This window comes from Spirosoma koreense, from assembly GCF_054777875.1.
On sequence record NZ_BAAHAC010000005.1, the window covers coordinates 1003145 to 1025128 of the forward strand.

The following is a 21984-nucleotide window of genomic DNA, read 5'->3' on the forward strand; positions in this document are numbered from 1 at the left end:
CAAAATATTTTGTACTATTCCGTGAATTCTGAAATCGACCCTGAAAATCTGCCCTGGGGCGAGCCCCGGCTCTACAAACCCAAAGACAATGATCTATCCAAGCCCTGGAGCGTCAACTACTGGCTTTGGCACTTCGACGAAAACCGGCTGGTCCGTAAGCGGGTGATGCTGGCTGATCCGACCATTTCTGAACGTTTGGCCCGGGCCGAAGCGGTGATCGCCGAGCTCTGGCAAACGGCAGGCAAAGCGTATCTAGGCACCAAACCCGCCCATCTCAGACGGGATAATTACGAGAAAACCCCCGTCGAAGTCGTCGTTAGTCCGAGCTTGCTAGTGAGCACGGCCGTTCAGATGTACATTGACTTTTCCAGAAAAGCGCTGGCTTATAATACGTTTAAATCGTACCGCACGGCCGTGCTAGCGCTCCAGCGTTATCTAGAGCGCCACCGGCGGGGCAAAACGACGCTGGGAAACTTTGAGCCAGCCGACGCGGCCGAATTTTTAAACGAGCTGGTCATCGTCGAGGGGCTTTCCAACCGGACCCGTAACAACATCAAGGGAGCGGCCACCACGTTTTTTAACCACTTCATCAAGCTTGACAAATCCAAGAAATTAAAGAAGTCGGGTAACCCCTTCGAGGATCCTGATATCGGCGTGCTGCCCCAGGTTCAAAACAAGCACCAATCCTATTCACTTTCCCAGCAGGCCCAGTACCGCGAGATCTGCCAGGAGCCCGAGCTCCAGTATTTATTTACCTTCTGCCGGTGGATGTACTACACCTTGATGCGCCCCCACGAGGAGCTGCGCCGGCTGCGGGTGAGAGACGTCAGGATCCGCTCGATTTACGTCACGGGTGAAACGGCCAAAACCAACCAGGGCGAATACGTCGAGATTCCCCTGCCGCTCGAGCAGCTGATCCAACAGGCTAAGATCCGGGATTACCCTGGCCACTACTTTGTCTTTTCGGCGGCCGGTGAGCCGGGTCCCGAGATGGTGGGCCCTAAATTCTTTTACCGTCGGCACGTCAAGGTCATGGAGAAAATGAATCTGCTCCGATCGGGCCACGACATGTATTCCTGGAAGCATACCGGCGCGATCGCTTTGTGGACAGCTACCAAAGACATCGAGCTCGTGCGCCAGCAGGCCCGTCACAAAACCATTAAGCAGACCATCGAATATTTACGGGATTTGGGCGTGCGGCTAGCTGACGACGATAAGATTCATAAATTCCCAGTTCTGTAATCCAACAGGCTGTTTTTTAACCAATTATTAAAAATGTATGAATACTAGATCCTAGTAGTTTTCTTTTGTTTTATATATTAAATACTAAAATAAATAAATATTAAGTTGCATTAATCAAACTTTGGTGGAGTTAGTTAAGGGGAAGTCTCTTTTATTGAGTGGAATAGGAGACAATAACCTAACATATCCACTTCAGCGGTAAACAATGGTAAATGAACCTGGCTGGGTTACTCACCCAGACTGCCAAGACCGGCTCGTTTATATTGAGCCCTTTTTAAAAGAGCTGTCTCAACTGGACGCTCCGCCTGGCACCTCCCTCGTCGAGGGCGCTCTTCAAACCATAGCCCGAACTCTTCGGCTACTCAATGTAACAGTGCATGATCCTTATATAACTGATCCGCACGATCTGGCGAATCTGTATAGGGATCTGCACCGGTTGGGGGATGCGTTTTCGCTGCTGGTGGATCAGTAGGTGAATTAAACCAATGCGCCCGGCTGGTCCTTCCAGCCGGGCTTATTTTCTTACAACATCCGTTTGCGGAGTTTACGGTACCACTTTTAGCGGGCTCTTGAGCAGCAGGCTTTCAAGCCACTGATAAAAAAAAACGGATCGGCCAATCCAGTAGCCGTTCAGTAAGCGTGACAACAGCGGTGTAAAGAACCGCCTGGGCAATAAACTGTAATATGGCGAAGAGGGGAAGGATGAGTCACGATAGTAAAATCACCTGGAGCCAAATGGCCCACCCTCTTTTTTTAGTGAGGGTATACTAAAAACCCGAAACCTCAACTGTCATCCGCCTTGCCGATCGCCGAAAAGAAGGTTTGCTCGGCGGCCCAAATCGGCATGTGCTCGCGAATGGCGATGTCGACGATCGTCTCCTGGGCTTCGTAGTCCTGGAGACGGTACCAGAGCTCGAGCGGCTCATCCCACCGGATGGGTTTGTTCTCTCGAATAAAATTGAGTACGCCCCTGTTGGGCTCGCGCAGCTCTTGCTCTTTCACGCTTCAAGTTAAGAGCTGCATGTTTACAAATCCATTTGTGCACGAAATCGACTAACCGCCAACATGGGTTTTTAAAATCCGACCCGGTCGGAAAAACGGACGTTTTTCTGACCGGGTCGGATAACTTACGATGACTTGTTCAATGAGTAAAGATGATTGCCTTTTCAGCAACGAGTATCGATGAATAGATCATACAAATACCTATAAAGTACACCTTATAGCCACTTGCCGTTACCGACTTACCAAGCAACAGGGCTATTGCCGAACATCGTGATCTGTGACCTGATGATACCCTGGCTGGCTTCGGGTTCTGCAACGCTCTTTCAGATTACCGAACTGCGGGTGCGTAAACAGCGGCAACGGGAGTGGTTGCAGGCCAGTCTGCAGAATCCCGACCCGGCGTCCGTCCCCGCTAACCCCCGAATCGACCGACCCATTTCTGATTTGCTTATACATCCTGTTCGATGCCAAGCTGAGCGATATGGGCTTTGGCCTCGACCAGTTGATGCGTGAACTGGGCATGAGCCGCACGGCCCTGTTCCGCAAAGTCAAAGCCCTGACGGGACTAACCGCCCACGAGCGGCTGCGCAACTACCGGCTCAAACAAGCGGCTCAGCGGCTGCGCCCGGGCGTCTCGGTGCGTGAGACGGCCTATCAGGTGGGCTTCGAGCGTGCGGCCTATTTTAGCAAGTGCTTTCGGGAGCGCTACCAGGTGAGCCCCAGTGAGGTGGCTGCGCAAGGCTAAATCGAGGGCCTTTTTGCGCCTTTTCTGTTGATTTGGCCCAGGATGAACCATTTGTTATCGTATTTGGATCATTTGTTATCGTCTGACGGGGTACTCACGCCCTACTTTTGAGCCAGTCCCGGAAGAGAAAAACACGGGTCTGAGTCGGCTGCTCGGGTGGCGGCCGATGCCCTGGGGTATAGCGTCCGCCGGGAGCTTACTCAATCAAGTAATCTACGCGTATGAACCACAACTACTACCGACTGGGGCTGCTGCTGGCTTTGTGGCCCCTGGTCCAGCTGGCATCCGGCCAGAGTCTAACCATTGCCCAGCGGAGTCCTTCTGCCAACACCAACACGGCCGTTACGAACACCAACCTGACCCTGACCTTCAATCAGACGCTCAGCAATGATGACCTTACCACGGGGGGGCTGCGGGTGTTCAGCACCCAGCGGGGCGGTTTGCTGCGCAACAGTCAGGGGGGCAATGCCAGCGTGAGCGGCAGCACGTTCACCTTCAACCCGTCGACCAACTTTCGCCCCGGCGAGACGGTGTTTGTCACCGCCACCACCGACATCCGGAGCACCAGTGGTGCCCGGCTGAGCCGGGGTCAGGTCCACCAGTTCACCACCCGGGTGGGGGGTACGGGCCGGGGCTATTTCACAGTGCCGGCCACCAACGCTGAGGTGAGCGTGGGCGATGGCCCTCGAAGCATTGCGGTAGGCGACTTGGATGGAGATAGTGATCTGGATATGCTCACCGCTAATCGGGACAACCGCAGTGTGAGTGTGCGGCTCAATAACGGATCGGGTAATTTCACCCCCCATCCCACCAACGCTGAGGTGAACGTGGGCGTGGGGACTACTCGATTCAATAGACCCATCCGCGTAATCCTGGGGGATGTGGATGGAGATGGCGATTTGGACTTTGTGACGGCTAATTTTACTAACGAAACCGTAAGTGTGCGGCTCAATGACGGGTCGGGCAGCTTCAGCCCCCATCCTAACAATTCGGAGTTGAGTTTTTCGGACCGACCTCAAGATGTGGCACTGGGAGATATAGATGGGGATGGGGATCTGGACCTGCTCATCGCCAAAGATCAAAATGACGTCGGAGAAAGCTATACCGTGAGTGTGCGGCTTAATGATGGATCGGGTACCTTCACTCCTCCGGCTCTCAACCCCGAGGTGAGTGTGGGGAGTGGTCCCCAAAGCATCGCGCTGGGGGATGTGGATGGGGACGGGGATCTGGACCTGTTGACCGCTAATGAGTTTGGCAATGGCGTGAGTTTACGGCTCAATGATGGGTCGGGCAATTTCATCCGACTGGACACCAATTCGGGGGTGCCCGGGCTGGCCGGTCCTCAAAGTATCGCGCTGGGGGATGTGGATAGGGATGGCGATCTGGACTTTATCGTCGCTAACTCTGACGCAATCGACGGTGCGAGAACCGTCAGTGTACTGCTCAACGACGGGTCGGGTAATTTCTCCCCTCCGGCGGTCAATCCAAACCCCAGGGTAAGGGAAACCCCTATTAGCGTGTCGCTGGGGGATGTAGATGGGGATGGGAGTCTGGACATTATAGCCGCTAATGGCCCCAGGGTGAGTATACTGCTCAACAACGGGTTGGGCAGCTTCTCGGCGTCAATCACTAACTCCGAGGTGAATACATCTGACGTGGCCTATAGTGGGGTGCTGGGGGATGTAGATGGAGATGGCGATCTGGACATGCTAGCCGCTATTGACAACCTCAACACGGTGAGTGTACGGCTCAACGGGCCTTTCCCTCCGCCCACCATCACGGGGCTGGTGGCCAGCTCCAGTCCCGCCTGTGCGGGCCAGCCCGTCACGTTTCAGGCTAGTCTGGGTAAGCTCAGCAGTAGCAGCTACAGCTATACGTTGACCAGCGGCAGCACTACCATCAGCGGCACGGGCACTACGTCAACCTTTAGTCAGAGCCTGACGGTGGGTAGCCCGGGTGTGCAGCCCGTCACCCTGAAGATCAATAGCCAGGGGCAAGTCGCTACGGCTACCACCAGCGTGACCCTTAGTCAATGCGTCACCCTGTCGGGGCTATCAGCCAGCCCCAGTCCCTCCTGTGCGGGCCAACCCATCGCCTTTCAGGCAAGTGTGGGTAAGCTCAGCGGCAGCTACAGCTACACGCTCACCAATGGCAGCAGCACCACCAGTGGTACGGCCACCAGTTCGGCCTTCAGTCAATCTCTGACCGCCAGCGGCTCGGGCGTGCAGACCTTCTCCCTGACGGTGGCCACGCCCGACCAGCGTGCCACGGCCACCACCAGCGTGACGGTCAGCCAATGCGTCACCCTGTCGGGGCTATCGGCCAGCCCTAACCCCATCTGTGCGGGGCAATCGGTTTCCTTCCAGGCTAGTGTGGGCAATTTCACTACCAGCTACAGCTACACCCTCTCGAACGGCAGCAGCACCCTCAGCGGCACGGCCACCGGCACGGCCTTTACGCAGCCCCTGCCAGCCAGGGACTCAGGGGTACAGACCTTCACCCTGACGGTGGCCACCCCCGACCAGCGCGCCACGGCCACCACCACCGTGACGGTTAATCAATGCCTCACCCGTACTGGATCAGCCCCCAACCCCAACGAACGCTATGCGCCGGTGCAATCCGGGGTGAACCTGCTCTTCAATCAGCTGCTCAGCAACAATGCCGCCACGCTGGGGGGCGTGCGGGTGTTCAGCGCCCAGCGGGGCGGTTTGTTGCGCCACGGGCAGGGGGGCACCGCCAGCGTAGCGGGCCTGACGGGCGGCAGCTCCAACCGGCTGAGCTTCAACCCGACGACCAACTTCAAGCCGGGGGAGACCGTGTTTGTCACCAGCACAACGGCCATCCAGAGTACGGGGGGGAATACGGCTCCTCGTCAGGTCTTCCAGTTCACCACCGGGGTGTTGGGTACGGGCCAGGGCTACTTCACTCCCCCCGCTACCAACCAGGAGCCTGGGGTGGGCGGCACGCCCTATAGCGTGGCGGTCGGGGATGTGGATGGGGATGGGGATCTGGACCTGTTGACCGCTAATGAGAATGTCTACGCGGTGAGTGTACGGCTCAACAACGGGTCGGGTAGCTTCACGCCCCCGGCCACCAACCCGGAGCCTGGCGTAGGGAGTTATCCCCGCAGTGTGGTGTTGGGGGATGTGGATGGGGATGGGGATCTGGACCTGTTGACGGCTAATTTTAACAGCAACACGGTGAGTGTACGGCTCAACAACGGGTCGGGTAACTTCACCCCCCCGGCCACTAATCCGGAGCCTGGCGTAGGCAGTCGTCCCTACAGTGTGGCGGTAGGGGATGTGGATGGAGACGGCGATCTGGACCTGGTGACCGCTAATTATAGCAGCGCCAGCGTGAGTGTACGGCTCAACAACGGGTCGGGCAGCTTCACCCCCCCGGCCATCAATCCGGAACCTGGCGTAGGCAGTGGTCCCTACAGTGTGGCGTTGGGGGATGTGGATGGAGACGGCGACCTGGACTTGGTAACCGCTAATGGGGGCAGCGTGAGTGTACGGCTCAACGATGGGTCGGGTAGCTTCACGCCCCCGGCCACCAACCCTAACCCGGGGGTCGGCAGTGGTCCCGTCAGCGTGGCGTTAGGGGATGTGGATGGGGATGGCGATCTGGACCTGTTGACGGCTAATTTTAACAGCAACACGGTGAGTGTACGGCTCAACAACGGGTCGGGTAACTTCACCCCCCCGGCCACTAATCCGGAGCCTGGCGTAGGCAGTCGTCCCTACAGTGTGGCGGTAGGGGATGTGGATGGGGATGGTGATCTGGACCTGGTGACCACTAATGGGGGCACCAACACGGTGAGTGTCCGGCTCAACAACGGGTCGGGCAGCTTCACCCCCCCGGCCGCCAACCCCAACCCGGAGGTAGGCAGTGGTCCCTCTAGCGTGGCGTTGGGGGATGTGGATGGAGATGGGGATCTGGACCTGTTGACGGCTAATTCTAACAGCGCCAGCGTGAGTGTGCGGCTCAACGGGCCCCTTCCTCTCACCCTATCGGGTCTGTCGGCTAGTCCCAATCCCGTCTGTGCGGGCCAAGCCCTCTCGGTGACGGCCAGCGTGGGCAATCTCACTACCAGCTACAGCTACACCCTCTCCAACGGCAGCTCCACCCTCAGCGGATCGGGCACCACCCCCACCTTTAGTCGGAGCCTGACGGCCAGCGGCTCGGGCGTGCAGAGCTTCACCCTGACGGTCAGCAGCCAGGGACAAGTCGCCACGGCCACCACCGCCCTGACGGTGACTGCTCCGCCCACGGCCAGTGCCTTTGCGTCCTCCACGACGGCCCTGGTGGGCGATGTGATTAGCCTGACGGCCAGTGGAGGAACTAGTTATCTGTGGACCGCCCCCCCGGGCGCTACCCTCACCTCGCCCGCCACCGCTGCCACCGTCTCGGCCACGCTGGCCAGTGCCGGCCTGCAAACCTTTACCGTCACGGTTAGTCAGGGCAGTTGTAGCCAGACGACCACCGTGGCCGTGACGGCCATCCAACTGCCCGACCTGACAGCGGTGCTCTACGCGCGTCCGTCGACGCTGACGGGCAGCAAGCCCATCAGTGTGGTGGTCGATGTGTTTGAACTCAATGGGATTCCCACCACGGCTCCGCTGACCCTGAAGATATCCAAAGATGCCAGGGTCAATCTAAGCCTGGATACGGGTCAGAGCAGTGTGGGGGGTATGCCGGTGCAGAACAGCCAGTGGCAGCTGAGTGGTCCCAGTGGCGGGTTCTACACCCTGACCAGCAGTGGGGTGCTGAGCGGCACGAGCTTGTCGGTGGGCTTGACAGGCACGCTGTCGGCAGGGTCCTCGACGGGGGTGGTGACGGTGAGTGCGACGGTGGTGGGGGGCGAAGAGGCCCGCCTGGACAACAACACTGACGCCGACAAGATCGAGTATTTTCAGCAGTAAGGCCCACCTGCCCGTCCGCCGGGACCATGAGCCGGGCGGCCGGGCAGGTTTATGTTCTTTATATGTCGGGTTACTGTCTGAGTTATGGCTGGTTGGTATGGCTGTCGTTACGGGCAGGCAGCCTGCCGGAAGTCAGCCACTTGTTTGAGACCTCACTCCGTCCGATTCTGGCCCATCAGCCGGGTTTTATCGAGGCCCAGTTTTTGACTGAGCCGGGCCAGGATCGGTGTCTGGTGGTGAGTTTGTGGGTGAGTGTAGACTGCTGTCAGGGGGCCCAAAGCAGCCATGCCTGCCAGACGGTGTTTCAGCAGCTGGAGCTGTATTTTGCGGCTCAGCCCACGGTGGCCTGCTGTGAGGTGATGGGTCAGATTAGCTGATTGCCGTCGGCAGTGATTGGGATTGAAGCGGGTTGGTCAGAGCGCAGGCTGCGTTTTAGCTGAGCATTGCGGGCTTGTCAATGCGCGTAAATTTGAGGTAGGAAACTTGATTTTATATCAAACCCGAACGTTCCTACAGGCAGCTCTGGCTGTTCTCTGTCAATAACTGATGGGGATAGTCAGTGTCTTGTCCTTATTTTATACGGACGTTTTTGTGAACGGTTGCTGTATTTAATTGAAGGCGAAGAGCCGTGCTCTAATCAAGACCAACAGTATAGCTTATTGACCAGTAAGCATGCTAGCCGGAAGCACCTCCGACAGGCGAGGATTAAGGATAAAGACAGGAATGTTCCAGCCACCGCCCCGTTGATAGCAGTCAAAGTAAGCAAAAACCGGCCCTCGCTCATAAAAGATAGCCGTGTAAACCCGGCGTACGCGCGTGCCAACGGCGATGGTTTTTATTACTTCGTAGCCCGTAACCTTTCCATATTTAGTATCCAGATCCCGAAGTGCAAGCAATATTGGACCCGTCGAGGTAACGTTGTCACTAATTGGCGAATCCTTAAGCCAGACGCTCATGGCTGCCTGTGATCCGTTGGCTTGAAATGCTTTTAAGCCATCTATGACAATCGCGGGTGCATCTTGGCGACCCGATTCACTTGAAAGTGGTTGAGCCAGGGTGATTTGGCTTTGGTAGATGAGGCTTATGCCCAGCAGGAGAGTAAGTAGAAAATGTGTCATGGTAGTAAGAGGGATAAGCAAAAAACAATTCATTGTGTAGGAAGATATTTAACATTATAGCCTGATACTAAATGGATTAGCTACGTATTAGTTGATATTTTGAGTTAATGGTAAAAGCTTTGATTTTAAGGAATTTTGTGTCGTTTACGACGGGGCCTAGTTGACACTTTTAGAAAAGGCAACGACGTTTCAAAACGAATTAGATGATTTCGGGTACGGCTTCCATTAAGGGCTCAACTTGCCCTAAATTATTACCTATTAGCAGTCGCAACGGGACCTTTTAGTGTCTACTATAACGTTCGATATTATCAATGGTTAACGGCCGGGGCGGTCCAGAAAGTTGTACCTTTCTGAGCTGGCCAAGTCCGAAGACAACTCGCTCCGGATTGAGCCAAAAACATAGGCCAAAAAGTGGGTTCAGAAACAAATCCGGTTGTATCTTTATGAAACCGACTTTTTGAGCCGTGAATAAACTCTTTGGGTACGCCCGTGTCTCGACGATCGAGCAGAACCTGGATACCCAGCTCGACGCCCTTCATAAGGCCGGGTGCGATGAAATCTTTCAGGATAAAATTACTGGAGTAGCAACCAGCCGCCCGGCGCTCGATCGGTTGCTTAATCACCTCAGGCCTGGCGACACGGTGATGGTGGCACGGTTTTTCCGACTGGGACGAAGCCGGGATCATCTGATCAGTTTGTTGGGTGATTTTGCCCGGCAGGGCATTCACTTCAAAGCGCTGGATCTGGGTGTCGACAGCAGCACGCCGGCCGGTAAGCTTGTGCTGCAGATCTTTGCCGCTCTGGCCGAGTACGACCGGGAAAGTATTCTGGAGAAAACCCAGGCGGGTCGGCTTTTGGCCAAAGCAACCGGCAAGCACATGGGCCGGCCAGCGGGCGTCGACGAGGAGAAATACGCCAAAGTAAAAAAGGCCGTCGAACGGGGGCTGTCGGTGACTGAGATTCTATCACTAACTGATATCAGCTTATCCAGCGTGAAGCGGTACCGGAAGCAGATCCTGAGTCAGACTTAAGCAGAAAACGACACCTGCAGCACCCACTCCAGTATTTCGATCTGAGCCCTCACCCGGGTAGGATCTTCAAACAGCGCCCAGGGAGAATCGGCCTGCAGCTCCTCAATACGAGCCTGAATTTCTTCTTTCGTCTTTATAAGGACTCTCGAAAGGGCGGCACTGCTCTGACCCGTTGCTCTATTGCCTGTCTTCAGGAAATAACTTGAACCATTATAGTAAACAAGTACGGGGGAACAGTACCGCCCACTCGCCGTGGTGGTACCATTCCCCTGAAGACATACTTGACAATAGAGCAGGGCAAAGCTATAAAAAAAGCCTGACCCTGTAAGTAGGGCAGGCTTTTGATTGTTCTAAGATTCTGTTTCCGGGGGCGCGGGCGGAGCATTCTTTTTACTGGACCGCCGTTGTGGGGGCTTGGGTTCAGTCCATATAAAATCAGATTAAGACATTCTGAAACCGATGGGTGACCGGCTAAGTAGACTAGCAAAGCCAGCCAAAGATAACCTGCCGATTCTTCTTAAAGCCATTCATAGCTCTGAGCACTAACAAGGTTAGCTAGTTATTCAGTAATTCGTTGGGATGACTTTTTCAGACAAGTAAGGAGTGGTCAGCCTAACCGGCGACTTAGAGCTAAAAATCATACTAACTCATTGGCTTGCAGAGTATAGAGTTGCCTACATACATGCTCATACTGGCCTCTGGAAACCACCAGCCTGAGTCCATTCTGTAGTTGAATGGTTTTAACTTGCCGGGCTGGACCTTTCGTAAGGCTTAGGATGTGGGATGGATTGACTAAAAACGATTTATGGATTCGTAAGAAACCGGTACGTGCTTGCAACTTACGCAGGGTGCTCGCTAGCATAAAACGCTGACCCGTGAGCAGATGAACGATTGTGTAGTTGCCGGCTCCTTGCAGGTAAACTACCAGGTTCAGGGCCATCGGAGCAAGACCCGGTAGTGTTAGGGTATCAGGCTTTGTCATGGAATTAATTTGATGGTATTAATTTGGTTGAAAATTCTCTCCGCCTAGTCATCGATCCAATAGTCCGGTCAGCGGGCGGCCTTAAGGCCACCCGCTGACCGGACTATTGGATCGATGACTAGGCGGAGAAAGACCCCTTCATCTAACGCACTTGGTTGCTGATCTCAGTCATAGGCTAACTGGGCTGTTAAGTTCATCACTGCTGAAAATACTCGATCTTATCGGCATCGGTGTTGTTGTCCAGGCTAGCCTCCGCGCCCCCCACCACCATCGCACTCACCGTCACCACCCCCGTTGAACCCCCTGCCGACAACACCCCCGTCAAGCCCACCGACAAGCTGTTGCCGCTCAGCACCCCACTGCTGGTCAGGGTGTAGAACCCACCTGAGAGCCCCCCAAACGTCCACTGACTGTTCTGCACTGGCTTGCCGCCCACACTACTAAGACCCGCATCGAAGTTCAGCATGACTTTGGCATCTTTGGCGATTTTCAGGGTGAGCGGAGCCGTAGTAGGCAGCCCATTGAGTTCAAACACATCGACCACCACACTGATGGGCGTACTGCCCGTCAGCGTCGAGGGCCGGGCATAGAGCACTAGCGTCAAGTCGGGCAGTTGGATGGCCGTCACGGCCAGTGTGCGCGTCTGGCTACAGCTGCCCTGGCTGGCGGTGAGGGTGAAGGTTTGCCGGCCGGCACTGGTCAGCGTGGCCGAGACAGTGGGGGCGGTGGTGGGCAGGCTCAGGGTGGCCCCTGGGGGGGCGGCCCACTGGTAGGTGGAGGCTCCGCTGGCGCTCAGGCTGAGCGCCTGACCAACCAGGGCGGTCGTGGAGGATGCGGAGACGCTGACCGTAGGAGCAGCCGTCACCGTCAGGCTGAAGGCCGTCGACGTCAGGCTGGTGGGGGCTGCGGGATTGCAGCCGTCGGTTACTACCAGCACGTAGCGACCCGCATCGCTCAGCTGAAGACCGGTCAAACTCAGCGTAGCGCTAGTCTGGCTGGCCAGCAAAGCGCCATCTTTGTACCACTGGTAAGCGGTGGGTACCCCACTGAGCGTAGCCGTTACCTGCCCGCTTCCGCCTACGCAGACAGCCGAGCCCGACGCCAGCGGTGAGGTGAAGACCACGGGTGGGCAGGGCGTCTGAGCCGCGTTCTCGTAAGCGCCCATGTCGATGGTGGTCTGCTGAATCCGGGCGTTACCGGCCAGGTCGGTGGAAGGACCATTCGCCGTCTGGTAGGCCCCGTTGTCACCGGCATTGATGGCCGGTGAGCCCGCTCCTAAAAGCAGGCTGGTGGGACTGGCGAAGGGCGAGCTGGTTGTGGTCCGGTTATTGCCCCCGTCGCTATAGCCCGTGACCGAAGCCTCTAGCAGGTTATAGCGGGCCGACAGGGTCACATTCCCCGTGTTCGAAAAGGTGCTGGCTCCGCCGTTGTCAAACAGCACACTGTTGGCCAACGTTAGCCCGATGGGGCCGCCAGCCGGAGCCCCCCCCGGTACGGAGGTCGAATTATAAAGAGCGCCACCCTCTCCCGCCCGGTTGCCCGAAAACGAGCAGTTGGTAATGAGGGCATTGAGGACACTCGCCGCTGCTGTGGCTTGCCAAAGGGAGCCACCCTGGGTAGCGCTATTGCTCAGAAAAGCGCAGTTGGTGAGTACCACATTCAGGCTCCCTCCCTGCGCAACATTAGCGATGGCTCCGCCCCACTGGGTAGCGCTATTGCCCGCAAAGTAACAGTTGGTGATCACCGGAACGCTGTTGCCGCTGGACGAAGCGGTGGCGATGGCTCCCCCGTTACCCGCCGTGTTCTGTTCAAAGCGGCAGTTACTGATGGTCGGACTGGCCGCACCACCCGCCCCATAATTTACGATGGCTCCGCCCAGACTAGTCGCATAGTTGTTGGTAAAGAACAGGTTGCGCAGTGTGGGGCTACTGTTGCCACTATAGGCGTAGTTCGTCAGCCCTCCCCCGATAGGCACATCAGTAGCCTCAGCCCGGCCAGCGGTGATGACAAAGCCATCCAGCACGGTGGTGGGGGCCAGATCGCTTCCAGCAATGACCCCCAGGCTATTATCCAGGGCGTTACCCGGCTGACCGATATCCCCACTCAGAGTGCTGCTGCTGGGCTGTGATGCCCCACCGAGGTTGGGATTGACCGAAGGACGCTGGGCGAGGGTGGTTTCATTCCCCACAAACCCCCCGTAGATCGCTACCCCGGACAGCATCCGAAAAGCGATCGTGCGGTCACCCGTGGGGGTGGGTTTATAAACGCCCCCGGCCACCCAGATCTCCCTAAGATTATTCCCACAGAAGGTACCCGCGCTGAGGGCCGATTGCAGGTCGGTAAAGGCATTGGCCCAGTCCAGGCCCGTGTTGGCGCCCGTGGCGCTGGCGTTGACATACAACCGGGCGGGCACACTGGACCGAACGGTCAGACTAACGGCGGTACTGGTTAGACTGAGTCCTCCCCCCGTGATCACCACTCCATAACTACCCGCATCCAGAAGGTTGGCCGAGGCCAGCGTAAGCGTAGATGAGATCTGACCCGCAACGGGGACATTGTCTTTGTACCACTGATAGGCGGTGGGGTGACCTAAAACGCCCACACTCACACTGACGGGACTACCCGCACAGACCGATAGGCTGGCTGGAGGTTGAGTGGTGATGCTGAAGGGAGCCACATTGACTATAAAGGGATCCCCCAGCCCGAAGCAGCCAGCCGCATTCGTGGCCTGAATGACGGCCGTAAAACTACCCACCTGGCTGGGACTGCCCGTCAGCTGGCCGCTGGTGGCCAGACTCAGCCCCGGGGGCAGGCTGCCGCTGGCCACACTGAAACTGTAGGGACTCGGGCCACCCGACGCGGTGAAGGCTTGATTAACCACCTGGTCAACCACCAGCGAGATAGTAGCCGGATTCCTGACGGTAAGGCCCACCTGAGTAACGGTAGTGGCGGCTACATTAGTGCAACTGTTCAGGGCGGCTACCACTGAATAGTTGCCCGGACTGGTCACGATGCGGGTGTTACTGCTGGGGTCGCCGGGCAGGAGGGTGTTGCCATTGGTAAAGGTATAGGAGCTGCCTCCTGAGGCCGTCAGCGTCACGCTGGGCTGCGCACAGCTAAGGGGGCCGTTGTTGGTTAGATTCACCGTTAGTGGGGTCAGCAGTTGACTTACGGTGGTGGAGGCTGTGCCCGTACAGAGATTACCATCTGTCACCTCAACGGTGTAAACGCCCGGCTGACTCACATTGCGGAATTTTCGGCGCACCTCGTCGTCCATGAGCACACCATTATAATAGAATCTATAGGTCGAAGCCGTACTGGTAGCTAAAATCTGCACACTGGTGCTGGTGCAGCTCAGCGGTCCATTATTGGTTAGTTCTACCGATGGGGGTGACTGGGATGCCTGATCGACGACTGTTCCGGCTACGCTGGTGCAGCCATTGGTATCGGTTACCCGGACCTGGTATTGCCCTGGCTGACTGACGGTCCGGCTGTTACTGGCAGGGTCGCCGGGTAAGACCGTGTTGCCAAAGGTAAACGTATACGATGCAATTGGCGTAGGAGTAACCCTCGCTCCGATTAGGGTCACAGTAGGTTTGGCACACGATAGGGGACCGTCGTTGAGTAATACCGCCCCTGACGGGATTAGCATCCGTTGGCTGACAGTCGTAAAGGCCGAGTTAGTACAGCTATTGGCCCCCGTCACCCGGACCGTATAATCACCTGGACTGGTCACCATCCGGGTATTGCTGGTGGGGTTACCGGGCAAAATAGTCCCCCCGCTAGCGAAAGTATAGGACGACGCATTACCCGTTGCGGTCAGCGTTACACTCGTCAGGGTACAAGAAAGAGGACCGTTATTGGTCAAACTCACCGTGGGTAGGGGGTTGACGGTGACACTGACTTTACTCGTCAGGTCGGTGACCTTGACAAGGGTTTGATCGGTGAGTGAGGCAATGGTGTAGGTCGTGGAGGTAACCGGGCTGACGGGTATGGAGAAGCTGGACCCGCTGCCCGTGCTCACCGTGCCATCACTGAGTACCAGCGTCCAACTGCCCAGCGCACTCACCGTACCCTGTAGGGTGGTCGAACCGCCCGGACAGATACTTTGGTTACCCGTAGAAAAGGCTGCCGAAGCGGTATGATTGAGATAGGCAATGGTCACTAAACCGTCCACGGTCGAACCGTAATCGCCCGCGGTGCCAGAGCTTATGGTGGGAGCACTGCCCGTAGTACTCGTATACGAGTATCCACCAGTAGAACTAGTAATACCAAAATCGCCGACAGGGGTCATAAAAACTTCTCCCCCTTTTCCTCCTCCATAGCCACCCCCACCCCCCCCAACCGGATTAGGAAAACTCGAATCATAGCCACCCACGCCCCCCCCGCCACCAAACCCACTTCCCCCATACCCATTCTCCAAATCGCGATACGTCCCTCCGGGACTGATTGTCGTCAAACTGGCGGCACCCCCACCCTCACCACCCGGTAAACCTGTTTCCCTAGAACGACCACCAGCCCCACCTGGGCCTGCCAATCCGCCCCCACCTCCCGCACTACTGTAAGCAGAGTTGGAAGTCCCGCCTGCACCACCGGTGCTTGGCCCTATACCCTGCCCATCCCCGCCCCGAAGAGTAGCAATTGCTCTAAAAGTCCCGGACCCACCCCCGCCCCCGGCGGCTACTAATAGAGTGCGCGTTCCATTATGGGTCAGCACGACCGCCGACCCACCCCCGCCCCCACCATTACTAGGAACGGCATCGGTGAAGACCAACGCTCCTTTTTGGCCAACGATCAGCGTCAGGACATCGCCACTCTGCACGGTAAAGGTCTCGCCCACAACGGCCCCGACACCCCCATAGTTCACTCTCCCGCCCCCGTCCGCGCCCCGGGCCGTTACGCGAATTTGGTAGGGGCCACCCATGGGAACGGTGTAGGTGTAGAGGCCTGGGCCGGAGGTTGAGAAGACATTTTGAGCCAGCACTGGCTGAGAGAAGAACCAGCCTGTCAGCCCCACGAGCAGAGAGGTAGTCGAATAAACGAGTCGCTGAAGAGCGGAGGACGTAAGCCGGAAAGGTAGTTTCATACGTGATTAGAGGAAAAAAATGTGCACAACACCCGGCAATCCGATGACGCGCCCGCGTCTTTTACGCTACGGGTGGGCATGTTGGTTGGGCTGAATTTCTCTTATAAAAAAGGAGGATAGTCCCCGTCGATGACCAGGCCAAAAGTAGGCAGCCAGTACCCCATCGGACGATAACAAATGATCCAAATACGATAACGAATGATTCATTTTGGGCCAAATCACCAGAAAATAAGAGGAAAAGATGCCTGATCAACCTTGGGTCATCATCGCACTGGGGCTCACCTGGTAGAGCTCCTGAAAACATTTGCTGAAGTAGGCCCGACTCTCGAAGCTCACCTGGAAAGCCGTTTCACTCACCGAGACACCCGAGCGTAGTCGGTGTGTAGCCGGTAATTATTCGAGATTGGGAGCTTACCTGGTGAATCGATCCTCTGGGGGAATTATTTTCCGCTACCACTACCCACAGGTTAGCTTAGCCACGCCGGTAGCGTGCCCACGGTACTAAATCTACCATTGAGCCATCGGACAAGTGCTTAACGGATCATGCCGAAGGGGTACGATCACTCGTTGCGTCAAACATATCCCACAAGCGCCACAGATCATTAAAAATGTTGGCTAGTTCTACAGGGTCAGTGGAGCATTGATCATAAACAGCGGTGCTTAAAAAACGAAGCACGCGCTTGAGCGAGTCCAGCGCTCCTTGATTCAAGGGGGCATCCCGTTCCGGCTCAAACGCATGCAACGCTTTCAAAAATGCGTGTACGTTGACCGCTTGAGACGATAGGGGGTCAACTACCCAGATTTCTCCGCTGGTGACCGGCAGATATGCAGTATCGATGGGTTGATTAGCGTTGCTCATGGCTAGGATGGAAATGGGTCAACGGATAGGATAGTCTTCGGAATGGAGTCACCGGCTTAGCGAGGGATAATCCAATACAACTCCCGGGGAGCGCTCCAGGTCAGCCGAAATAAGAACGCGATGTTTTTGATGGGTAGCACTTTTTTAGGTATATGACCAGGCCGATCGGACCAAAGCGTTAGACTCTGGGTGGGGGAGTCTTTGAGCCGACCGACCACGATCTGCGCGATCTGCCGGCCGTCCGAGTTCAACATGGCCGCCGCATATACGCCGCCGGTCAAGGCCTTTAGCCCAGACCAATCGACGATTTCGCCGTAGGCAAACGAGTCATGCAGAATGGTCGGCTCCATGTCCGCTACCGTAACTTGCAGGTGCACATAGTCCGTTTTGATCACGCGGTAGTTAGGATCCACCGGCTTATCTTTGGGAATAACCCGGTTACCATAAGGCACCAGGTAATGGGAATACCCGTCGAAATCCAATAGGATCGTTTTATTGTCTTGGGTCATAAACGCTGGATTGATTCCGCCGGCTGTTGATCCGACGAGAAAAATGGTTCAAGTGTTGTATGCGCGTCAGAATGATTGTTCTGCGCAGGGAGATGATTAGCGTGAAGCCACTATCAAAACGCCTACTTTTGGTAGTTTGGTTTGACCCTTAAAGCGCATGAGCAAAAGGGGAGGCCAGCCAAACCCAGGTCGACCCTTGTAGGCATCAACTCGCCAGGCGTTGGATGTCGACGTTCCGATAAAGCTGTTTAAACGTTTTGAGCACCGGATCTCGCCTACGTTTGTAGTAGTGCTGCTCGGTCATGTTCGTGCGCGTGTGGCCCAGCATGGTCGCCATATGGCCCAGATCGAAGCCCTTTTCTTCGGCCAGTAAGGTGAAGGTTTTGCGGGCCAGATGGGTATGCAGCGACTCCTTAATCCCCAGAATGTTACCGATGAGCTTGAGCGAGGCATTCATCTTGGGGTTTGAAATCACGGGTAACAGCTTGTTGCTTACCCGAAGCCATTCGTCATCGGTGTATTTGTTGAGAATGGCTATGGCTTCGGGAAACAGGGGAATAAACGAGGGTACTCCCGATTTATTCCGCTCCTTGAGGATACACTCCACCCCGTCCACCTCCACGATGTGCTCGGGAGCCAGGGACTTCACGTCGGTGTAGGCCAGCCCCGTATAGCAACAGAAGAGAAAAATGTCGCGGACCCGGTTTAACGTGGGCTCGGCAAACTCCCCTGCCTGCAGCTTCTCTACGTCGCTAATCGTTAAGGTTTTCACCTCTCTGCGCTGGCGGGTGAGCCGCAGGCCCGCCAGCACGTTCCGATCGACCCAGCGGTGGGCATGGGCGTAGGTGAGAATGGACTTAAAAAAGTGGATGATCTTGGCCGCGTAGTTGTGCACATACTTGCGGGCCCCTTTCAAAAAGCCCAGCAGATCATACTCCACGGCCGGTGTCAGCTCGTCCAGGGCGGTATGTTTCCCATAGGTCTGGCTAATAAACTCACTCAGCAGGACGCCGTATTGCCGGTAGCGCTGCAGGCTCACGGGGGCGATGCCGTTGCCGACCAGCAGGGCTTTTTGGTCAAGGTAATGCTGAATGGCGCCCAGCACATTAGGCGCTACGGGCTTAGCCCCGCGCACAGCGACTTTGACCCCCTGAGCATTAACGGCTGTGGTATACAAGTGCTCATCCTCGTGGCCACACAGACCCAGGGCCATATCGGCAATGTGGATGGGGTTAAGCGACCGCTTCAGATACAGTCGTTCGTTAAAAATTCGCTCTACATCGGCTTTGAGCGCCACCAGCCGGGCCGAGCTAATGGGATCTCCGTTGATGAGCAGGGTTTGAGGATCAAAATCGTGTGGGTTAGCCACCCGAATGCTCGTCGATCGTTCTGATGAGCGCATACCGGCAATCGCCACCCGGAAGCGGATATACCTACTTTTTACCGGCCTGATCCTTTGTTTGCGCTTATCCAGACGCTCGCTTTTGTAGGCGAAAAAATTCACGTGGCATTTTAGGGCCACAAAGCCGTTGGCGGCCTCGGCGGCTTTTTGTCGAAGCGCTGATCGAATGCTTTTATCCATCGGTGTAGTAGGGGATCGATTAGGAGAGAAGATCTTCCGCCTTGACGGGAAAAAACTGACCGAAGAAGGCAACCAGCTTTTTGATTTCTTCGGCGTCCGGCCGTTTCTGGCCCTTGGTAAACAGGGCAAAGCGATGCGCGTTAATCTGGATGGCACTGAAAAAGGCCTTTCTGGGCCTGAACGAAAGGTTTGTTTTGGTCTCAAAACGGGTAATCAGCCGTTGAACGGGTGGGGAGGATGCTGTGATCATTGCTAATTATTCGTTTTGATACTATATTGGATAAATCATCACAAAAATATGATTATGAATAACAAAAGCAACAAAAACGAGTAACGATTTAGCCAAAAATACCTCTAGATGTATACGTTTTACTGAAATCTAGGATAGATATATAGAAGATCGCTTGTCGATTTATGAATAAACGGTAGTGTATTCTACCCGGTAATGACTCATTTTTGCACAAACGTTTAAAATTTGACACATGGACAAAGCCAATCGCCCGCGGCCCAGCAAAGCCCCATCCATTCAGACCACCGATAAAGTGTCCTTTCGCATTAAGCTGATCCGCCTGGAGAAAGGGATCAGTCAAACGGAGGTGGCGGATACGATTGGCATGGAACGGTCCAATTATAATCGCATGGAAAACCGGGGCGAGAAGTTGTCCTTCGAGTTAATTGAAAAAATCGCCAAAGCCCTGGGGGTCTCTCTGGCCGAATTACTCAACTGGGGAGAAGAAAACGGATCGCAGCCAAATCCTCTTACCATTCATCAAGCCAAGGAATCATCCCTGAAATTGCAAGCCCTGGAACGCACGCGTGATCTGATGCAGGATTACATCGAATCCTTACAACGAAAACTTCAGCTGGTTACCAGCGAATTCCAACGGAGTATAGACGATACGGGCGAAGAACTTAAACTCGGTACCGTCACCACGCACGAGGAAACCGACGAGTATGGCTTGTATTATACAACCTTCACCGATCAAGAATTATACAAGATATTTGACAGCTGGTACGCCCACAACAACAAGCTTTATGTCCTATTTAGGAACTACATTCAGCGCGATATCATTGGGCCGTCGGGACGAGAAGCCACCCTATTCTATAAGCACAGTGAGCGGAAAACGAAAGAGTTGATCCAAAAACATGGGGGGCTATTTACCTAGTATTAGTGTAGCCTTAACTAGTCCAACGGAGGCGGATTTTCTACTGACGGCATCTATTTTACAACAGTTTATGGCAAAACTAACAACCCGCCAGGCGATTCGGCTTCTGCTGACGAGTGATGACTACTTGGAGCACTTCCTGAAGAGTGGCTATTCCATGGAGTACCGTCGCCAGCTTCGCCACCGGTTTAAACAGCAAGCTCTATCGATGCAGATCCAGGAAGAACTCCTGATAAAATGCGGCTTCACTGTCGCCCAGGAGAAACAGTGGTATGTGCGCTATTAAGTGCAATTGCCCTAGTGGCTTGATCATTTCTGCAGCGACCTTATAAAGCCTAGTTTTAGCTTACTGCGCCCCCAGTATTTTATGAATTGCACCAACATTGGGTGTGCAATTCATAAAATCGCTCAAAAACCGTTCAATTTGTATTTTTGGTGTTTTTGGTACTTAATGTGTTGGCCATCAGCCGAATTGCACGAATAAGCGTGACAAATCTGCGAGAAAAATTTTGCCCCATTTTTCAACTTTTTTGGCCTAACTGACTGGTTTATAGGCCTCGACCGGTGAAAAACTTTAAAATATCGTCTTTTCTGGGTTTCCAGACCCCGCCACGCACTACCGGCGCAGTGCAATTGCAGGGTACCCCACCCCATGCATATATGATAGGGGTGCCATTTGTACGTCTGGTTCACCACGCTAGCGGGATCGAGTAAGATGGCTTATTGAGCTAACTAGATACCGCTTCAGATGTACCCATCAACGCCTGCGGACTTAGTAGTCAACTGATTGATGTGTGGTTAGGCAAAGAAGCCATGCCGTTGGCTAAATAGACTGGCGGGGTAATTGAGTTTAGCGCAATCGACTAGATGATTAGCTTATAAACGGGGAGATATTGACTTATGCCGATGGTGCAATTCTTTTGGCCATCAATGGATTGCAGTATTTGTATTATAAAAATATACCGACCCTATCTATAAAAGCAGAATACTCTGCTACAATGAATCGATCCAGTTCCTTGGCTAGCGTACTTAACTTTACTTCTTATTATCTAGCTCAATATCTTTACTATGCTCTATATCGTTATTGGTCTCTGCCTACTCTCGTTCGTCCTTGGTATGGAGTTCTCCTCCTATTTGAGAAAGTTTGAATGATCTATTACAAACTATTTATCTAGCCGCCTATAGGTTTGGAGATGAATGATTACTCACGTTAGCTGAGCATAGTAACGCTCTAACGTGTGGTTGCACCGGGTCGAATCAATATCAATTCACCAATAGATAAGCAGCCTATACATCATCATTCTGAAATTTAGCGTACTTAATATTAAATTCCTTTAAGAGCATAAACGCTTCATGGGAGATCAACAGCTGGTAATCGTCGATAAGCCCAAAATCATCTTCTCGGGGTACGCCGACCGCTTTCAACCAGTAAAATGTTGGTAATTGCGGCTCAGGATAACGCTTATTGAACGTCTTACTTTTTGAGATGATGACATCGTCGAAGACAACCCCTGTTAACGCCTGCTTTTCGATGGCCTGCTTTAGTCGTTCCGTAACGATGTAACAGGCAACCGTTGCCAGAATATCATCGCCCATCCAGCCGTCGAATTCAAAATCCAACTTGTGAACAATTATGGGATGGTTTGACGTGTCCGCGATCGTTTGCTTACCCAACCACCCAGCCGCTTCAGGACTTATGTATCTAAACATGATTGCTTTTACCGATAAAATACATTA

At 54.7% G+C, this 21984-nt stretch carries 19 protein-coding genes; 8 read left to right on the plus strand and 11 right to left on the minus strand.

All coding sequences use genetic code 11. The features are described from left to right. Nucleotides 1-21 precede the first annotated feature (21 nt). Entirely contained in the window at nt 22-1242 is a 1221-nt protein-coding gene (locus ACYVC2_RS09910) for a hypothetical protein (protein ID WP_461102147.1), read from the plus strand. 205 nt (nt 1243-1447) lie between these two features. Further along, a complete protein-coding gene (locus ACYVC2_RS09915; protein ID WP_461102148.1) occupies nt 1448-1714 on the plus strand; it encodes a hypothetical protein in 267 nt (88 codons plus the stop codon). A 311-nt stretch (nt 1715-2025) separates the two neighbouring features. Here ACYVC2_RS09915 and ACYVC2_RS09920 read toward each other — a convergent pair whose 3' ends face one another. Together ACYVC2_RS09920 and ACYVC2_RS09925 are read right to left on the minus strand one after the other, a co-directional pair. Beyond that, nucleotides 2026-2244 (minus strand): hypothetical protein, encoded by a 219-nt coding sequence (locus tag ACYVC2_RS09920; RefSeq protein ID WP_461102149.1) that lies wholly within the window; start codon nt 2242-2244, stop codon nt 2026-2028. A 255-nt stretch (nt 2245-2499) separates the two neighbouring features. Further along, the gene (locus ACYVC2_RS09925) at nt 2500-2700 is read right to left on the minus strand and encodes a hypothetical protein (RefSeq protein WP_461102150.1); all 201 of its coding nucleotides are present in this window, start codon (nt 2698-2700) and stop codon (nt 2500-2502) included. A gap of 25 nt (nt 2701-2725) precedes the next feature. On the opposite strand from ACYVC2_RS09925, the gene ACYVC2_RS09930 reads away from it, so the two are divergent. From ACYVC2_RS09930 to ACYVC2_RS09940, 3 genes are all read left to right on the plus strand, one after another. Next, on the plus strand, nt 2726-2989 hold the full coding sequence (locus ACYVC2_RS09930) for a helix-turn-helix transcriptional regulator (RefSeq protein WP_461102151.1): 264 nt from the start codon (nt 2726-2728) through the stop codon (nt 2987-2989). Between the two features lie 221 nt (nt 2990-3210). Beyond that, complete coding sequence (locus ACYVC2_RS09935) at nt 3211-7914, plus strand: beta strand repeat-containing protein (RefSeq protein ID WP_461102152.1); 4704 nt, start codon at nt 3211-3213, stop codon at nt 7912-7914. Nucleotides 7915-7940: 26 nt separating this feature from the next. Continuing rightward, nucleotides 7941-8291, plus strand: coding sequence for an antibiotic biosynthesis monooxygenase (locus ACYVC2_RS09940; protein WP_461102153.1), 351 nt, complete (start codon nt 7941-7943; stop codon nt 8289-8291). Nucleotides 8292-8570: 279 nt separating this feature from the next. On the opposite strand, the gene ACYVC2_RS09945 is transcribed toward ACYVC2_RS09940, so the two are convergent. After that, a complete protein-coding gene (locus ACYVC2_RS09945) occupies nt 8571-9032 on the minus strand; it encodes a hypothetical protein (RefSeq protein ID WP_461102154.1) in 462 nt (153 codons plus the stop codon). A gap of 464 nt (nt 9033-9496) precedes the next feature. Here ACYVC2_RS09945 and ACYVC2_RS09950 point away from each other — a divergent pair, with 464 nt between their 5' ends. After that, entirely contained in the window at nt 9497-10063 is a 567-nt protein-coding gene (locus ACYVC2_RS09950; protein WP_461102155.1) for a recombinase family protein, read from the plus strand. Nucleotides 10064-10700: 637 nt separating this feature from the next. Here the strand turns inward: ACYVC2_RS09950 and ACYVC2_RS09955 are convergent. The 7 genes from ACYVC2_RS09955 to ACYVC2_RS09985 form a co-directional block, all read right to left on the minus strand. Continuing rightward, nucleotides 10701-11045, minus strand: a complete 345-nt coding sequence (locus tag ACYVC2_RS09955; protein WP_461102156.1) for a LytR/AlgR family response regulator transcription factor — start codon at nt 11043-11045, stop codon at nt 10701-10703. A 196-nt stretch (nt 11046-11241) separates the two neighbouring features. After that, complete coding sequence (locus tag ACYVC2_RS09960; protein WP_461102157.1) at nt 11242-16131, minus strand: beta strand repeat-containing protein; 4890 nt, start codon at nt 16129-16131, stop codon at nt 11242-11244. Nucleotides 16132-16380: 249 nt separating this feature from the next. Next, nucleotides 16381-16488, minus strand: coding sequence for an AraC family transcriptional regulator (locus ACYVC2_RS09965; RefSeq protein WP_461102158.1), 108 nt, complete (start codon nt 16486-16488; stop codon nt 16381-16383). A gap of 184 nt (nt 16489-16672) precedes the next feature. After that, complete coding sequence (locus tag ACYVC2_RS09970; protein ID WP_461102159.1) at nt 16673-16990, minus strand: hypothetical protein; 318 nt, start codon at nt 16988-16990, stop codon at nt 16673-16675. Between the two features lie 56 nt (nt 16991-17046). Next, nucleotides 17047-17499, minus strand: coding sequence for a hypothetical protein (locus ACYVC2_RS09975; protein WP_461102160.1), 453 nt, complete (start codon nt 17497-17499; stop codon nt 17047-17049). A gap of 205 nt (nt 17500-17704) precedes the next feature. Further along, on the minus strand, nt 17705-19081 hold the full coding sequence (locus ACYVC2_RS09980) for a site-specific integrase (RefSeq protein WP_461102161.1): 1377 nt from the start codon (nt 19079-19081) through the stop codon (nt 17705-17707). A 19-nt stretch (nt 19082-19100) separates the two neighbouring features. Then, a complete protein-coding gene (locus ACYVC2_RS09985; protein WP_461102162.1) occupies nt 19101-19331 on the minus strand; it encodes a hypothetical protein in 231 nt (76 codons plus the stop codon). A gap of 232 nt (nt 19332-19563) precedes the next feature. Between ACYVC2_RS09985 and ACYVC2_RS09990 the strand changes: the two genes are divergently transcribed. Beyond that, the gene (locus ACYVC2_RS09990) at nt 19564-20247 is read left to right on the plus strand and encodes a helix-turn-helix domain-containing protein (protein ID WP_461102163.1); all 684 of its coding nucleotides are present in this window, start codon (nt 19564-19566) and stop codon (nt 20245-20247) included. A gap of 70 nt (nt 20248-20317) precedes the next feature. Next, a complete protein-coding gene (locus ACYVC2_RS09995) occupies nt 20318-20533 on the plus strand; it encodes a hypothetical protein (protein ID WP_461102164.1) in 216 nt (71 codons plus the stop codon). 1001 nt (nt 20534-21534) lie between these two features. Here ACYVC2_RS09995 and ACYVC2_RS10000 read toward each other — a convergent pair. Beyond that, entirely contained in the window at nt 21535-21957 is a 423-nt protein-coding gene (locus tag ACYVC2_RS10000) for a hypothetical protein (protein ID WP_461102165.1), read from the minus strand. Nucleotides 21958-21984 lie beyond the last annotated feature (27 nt).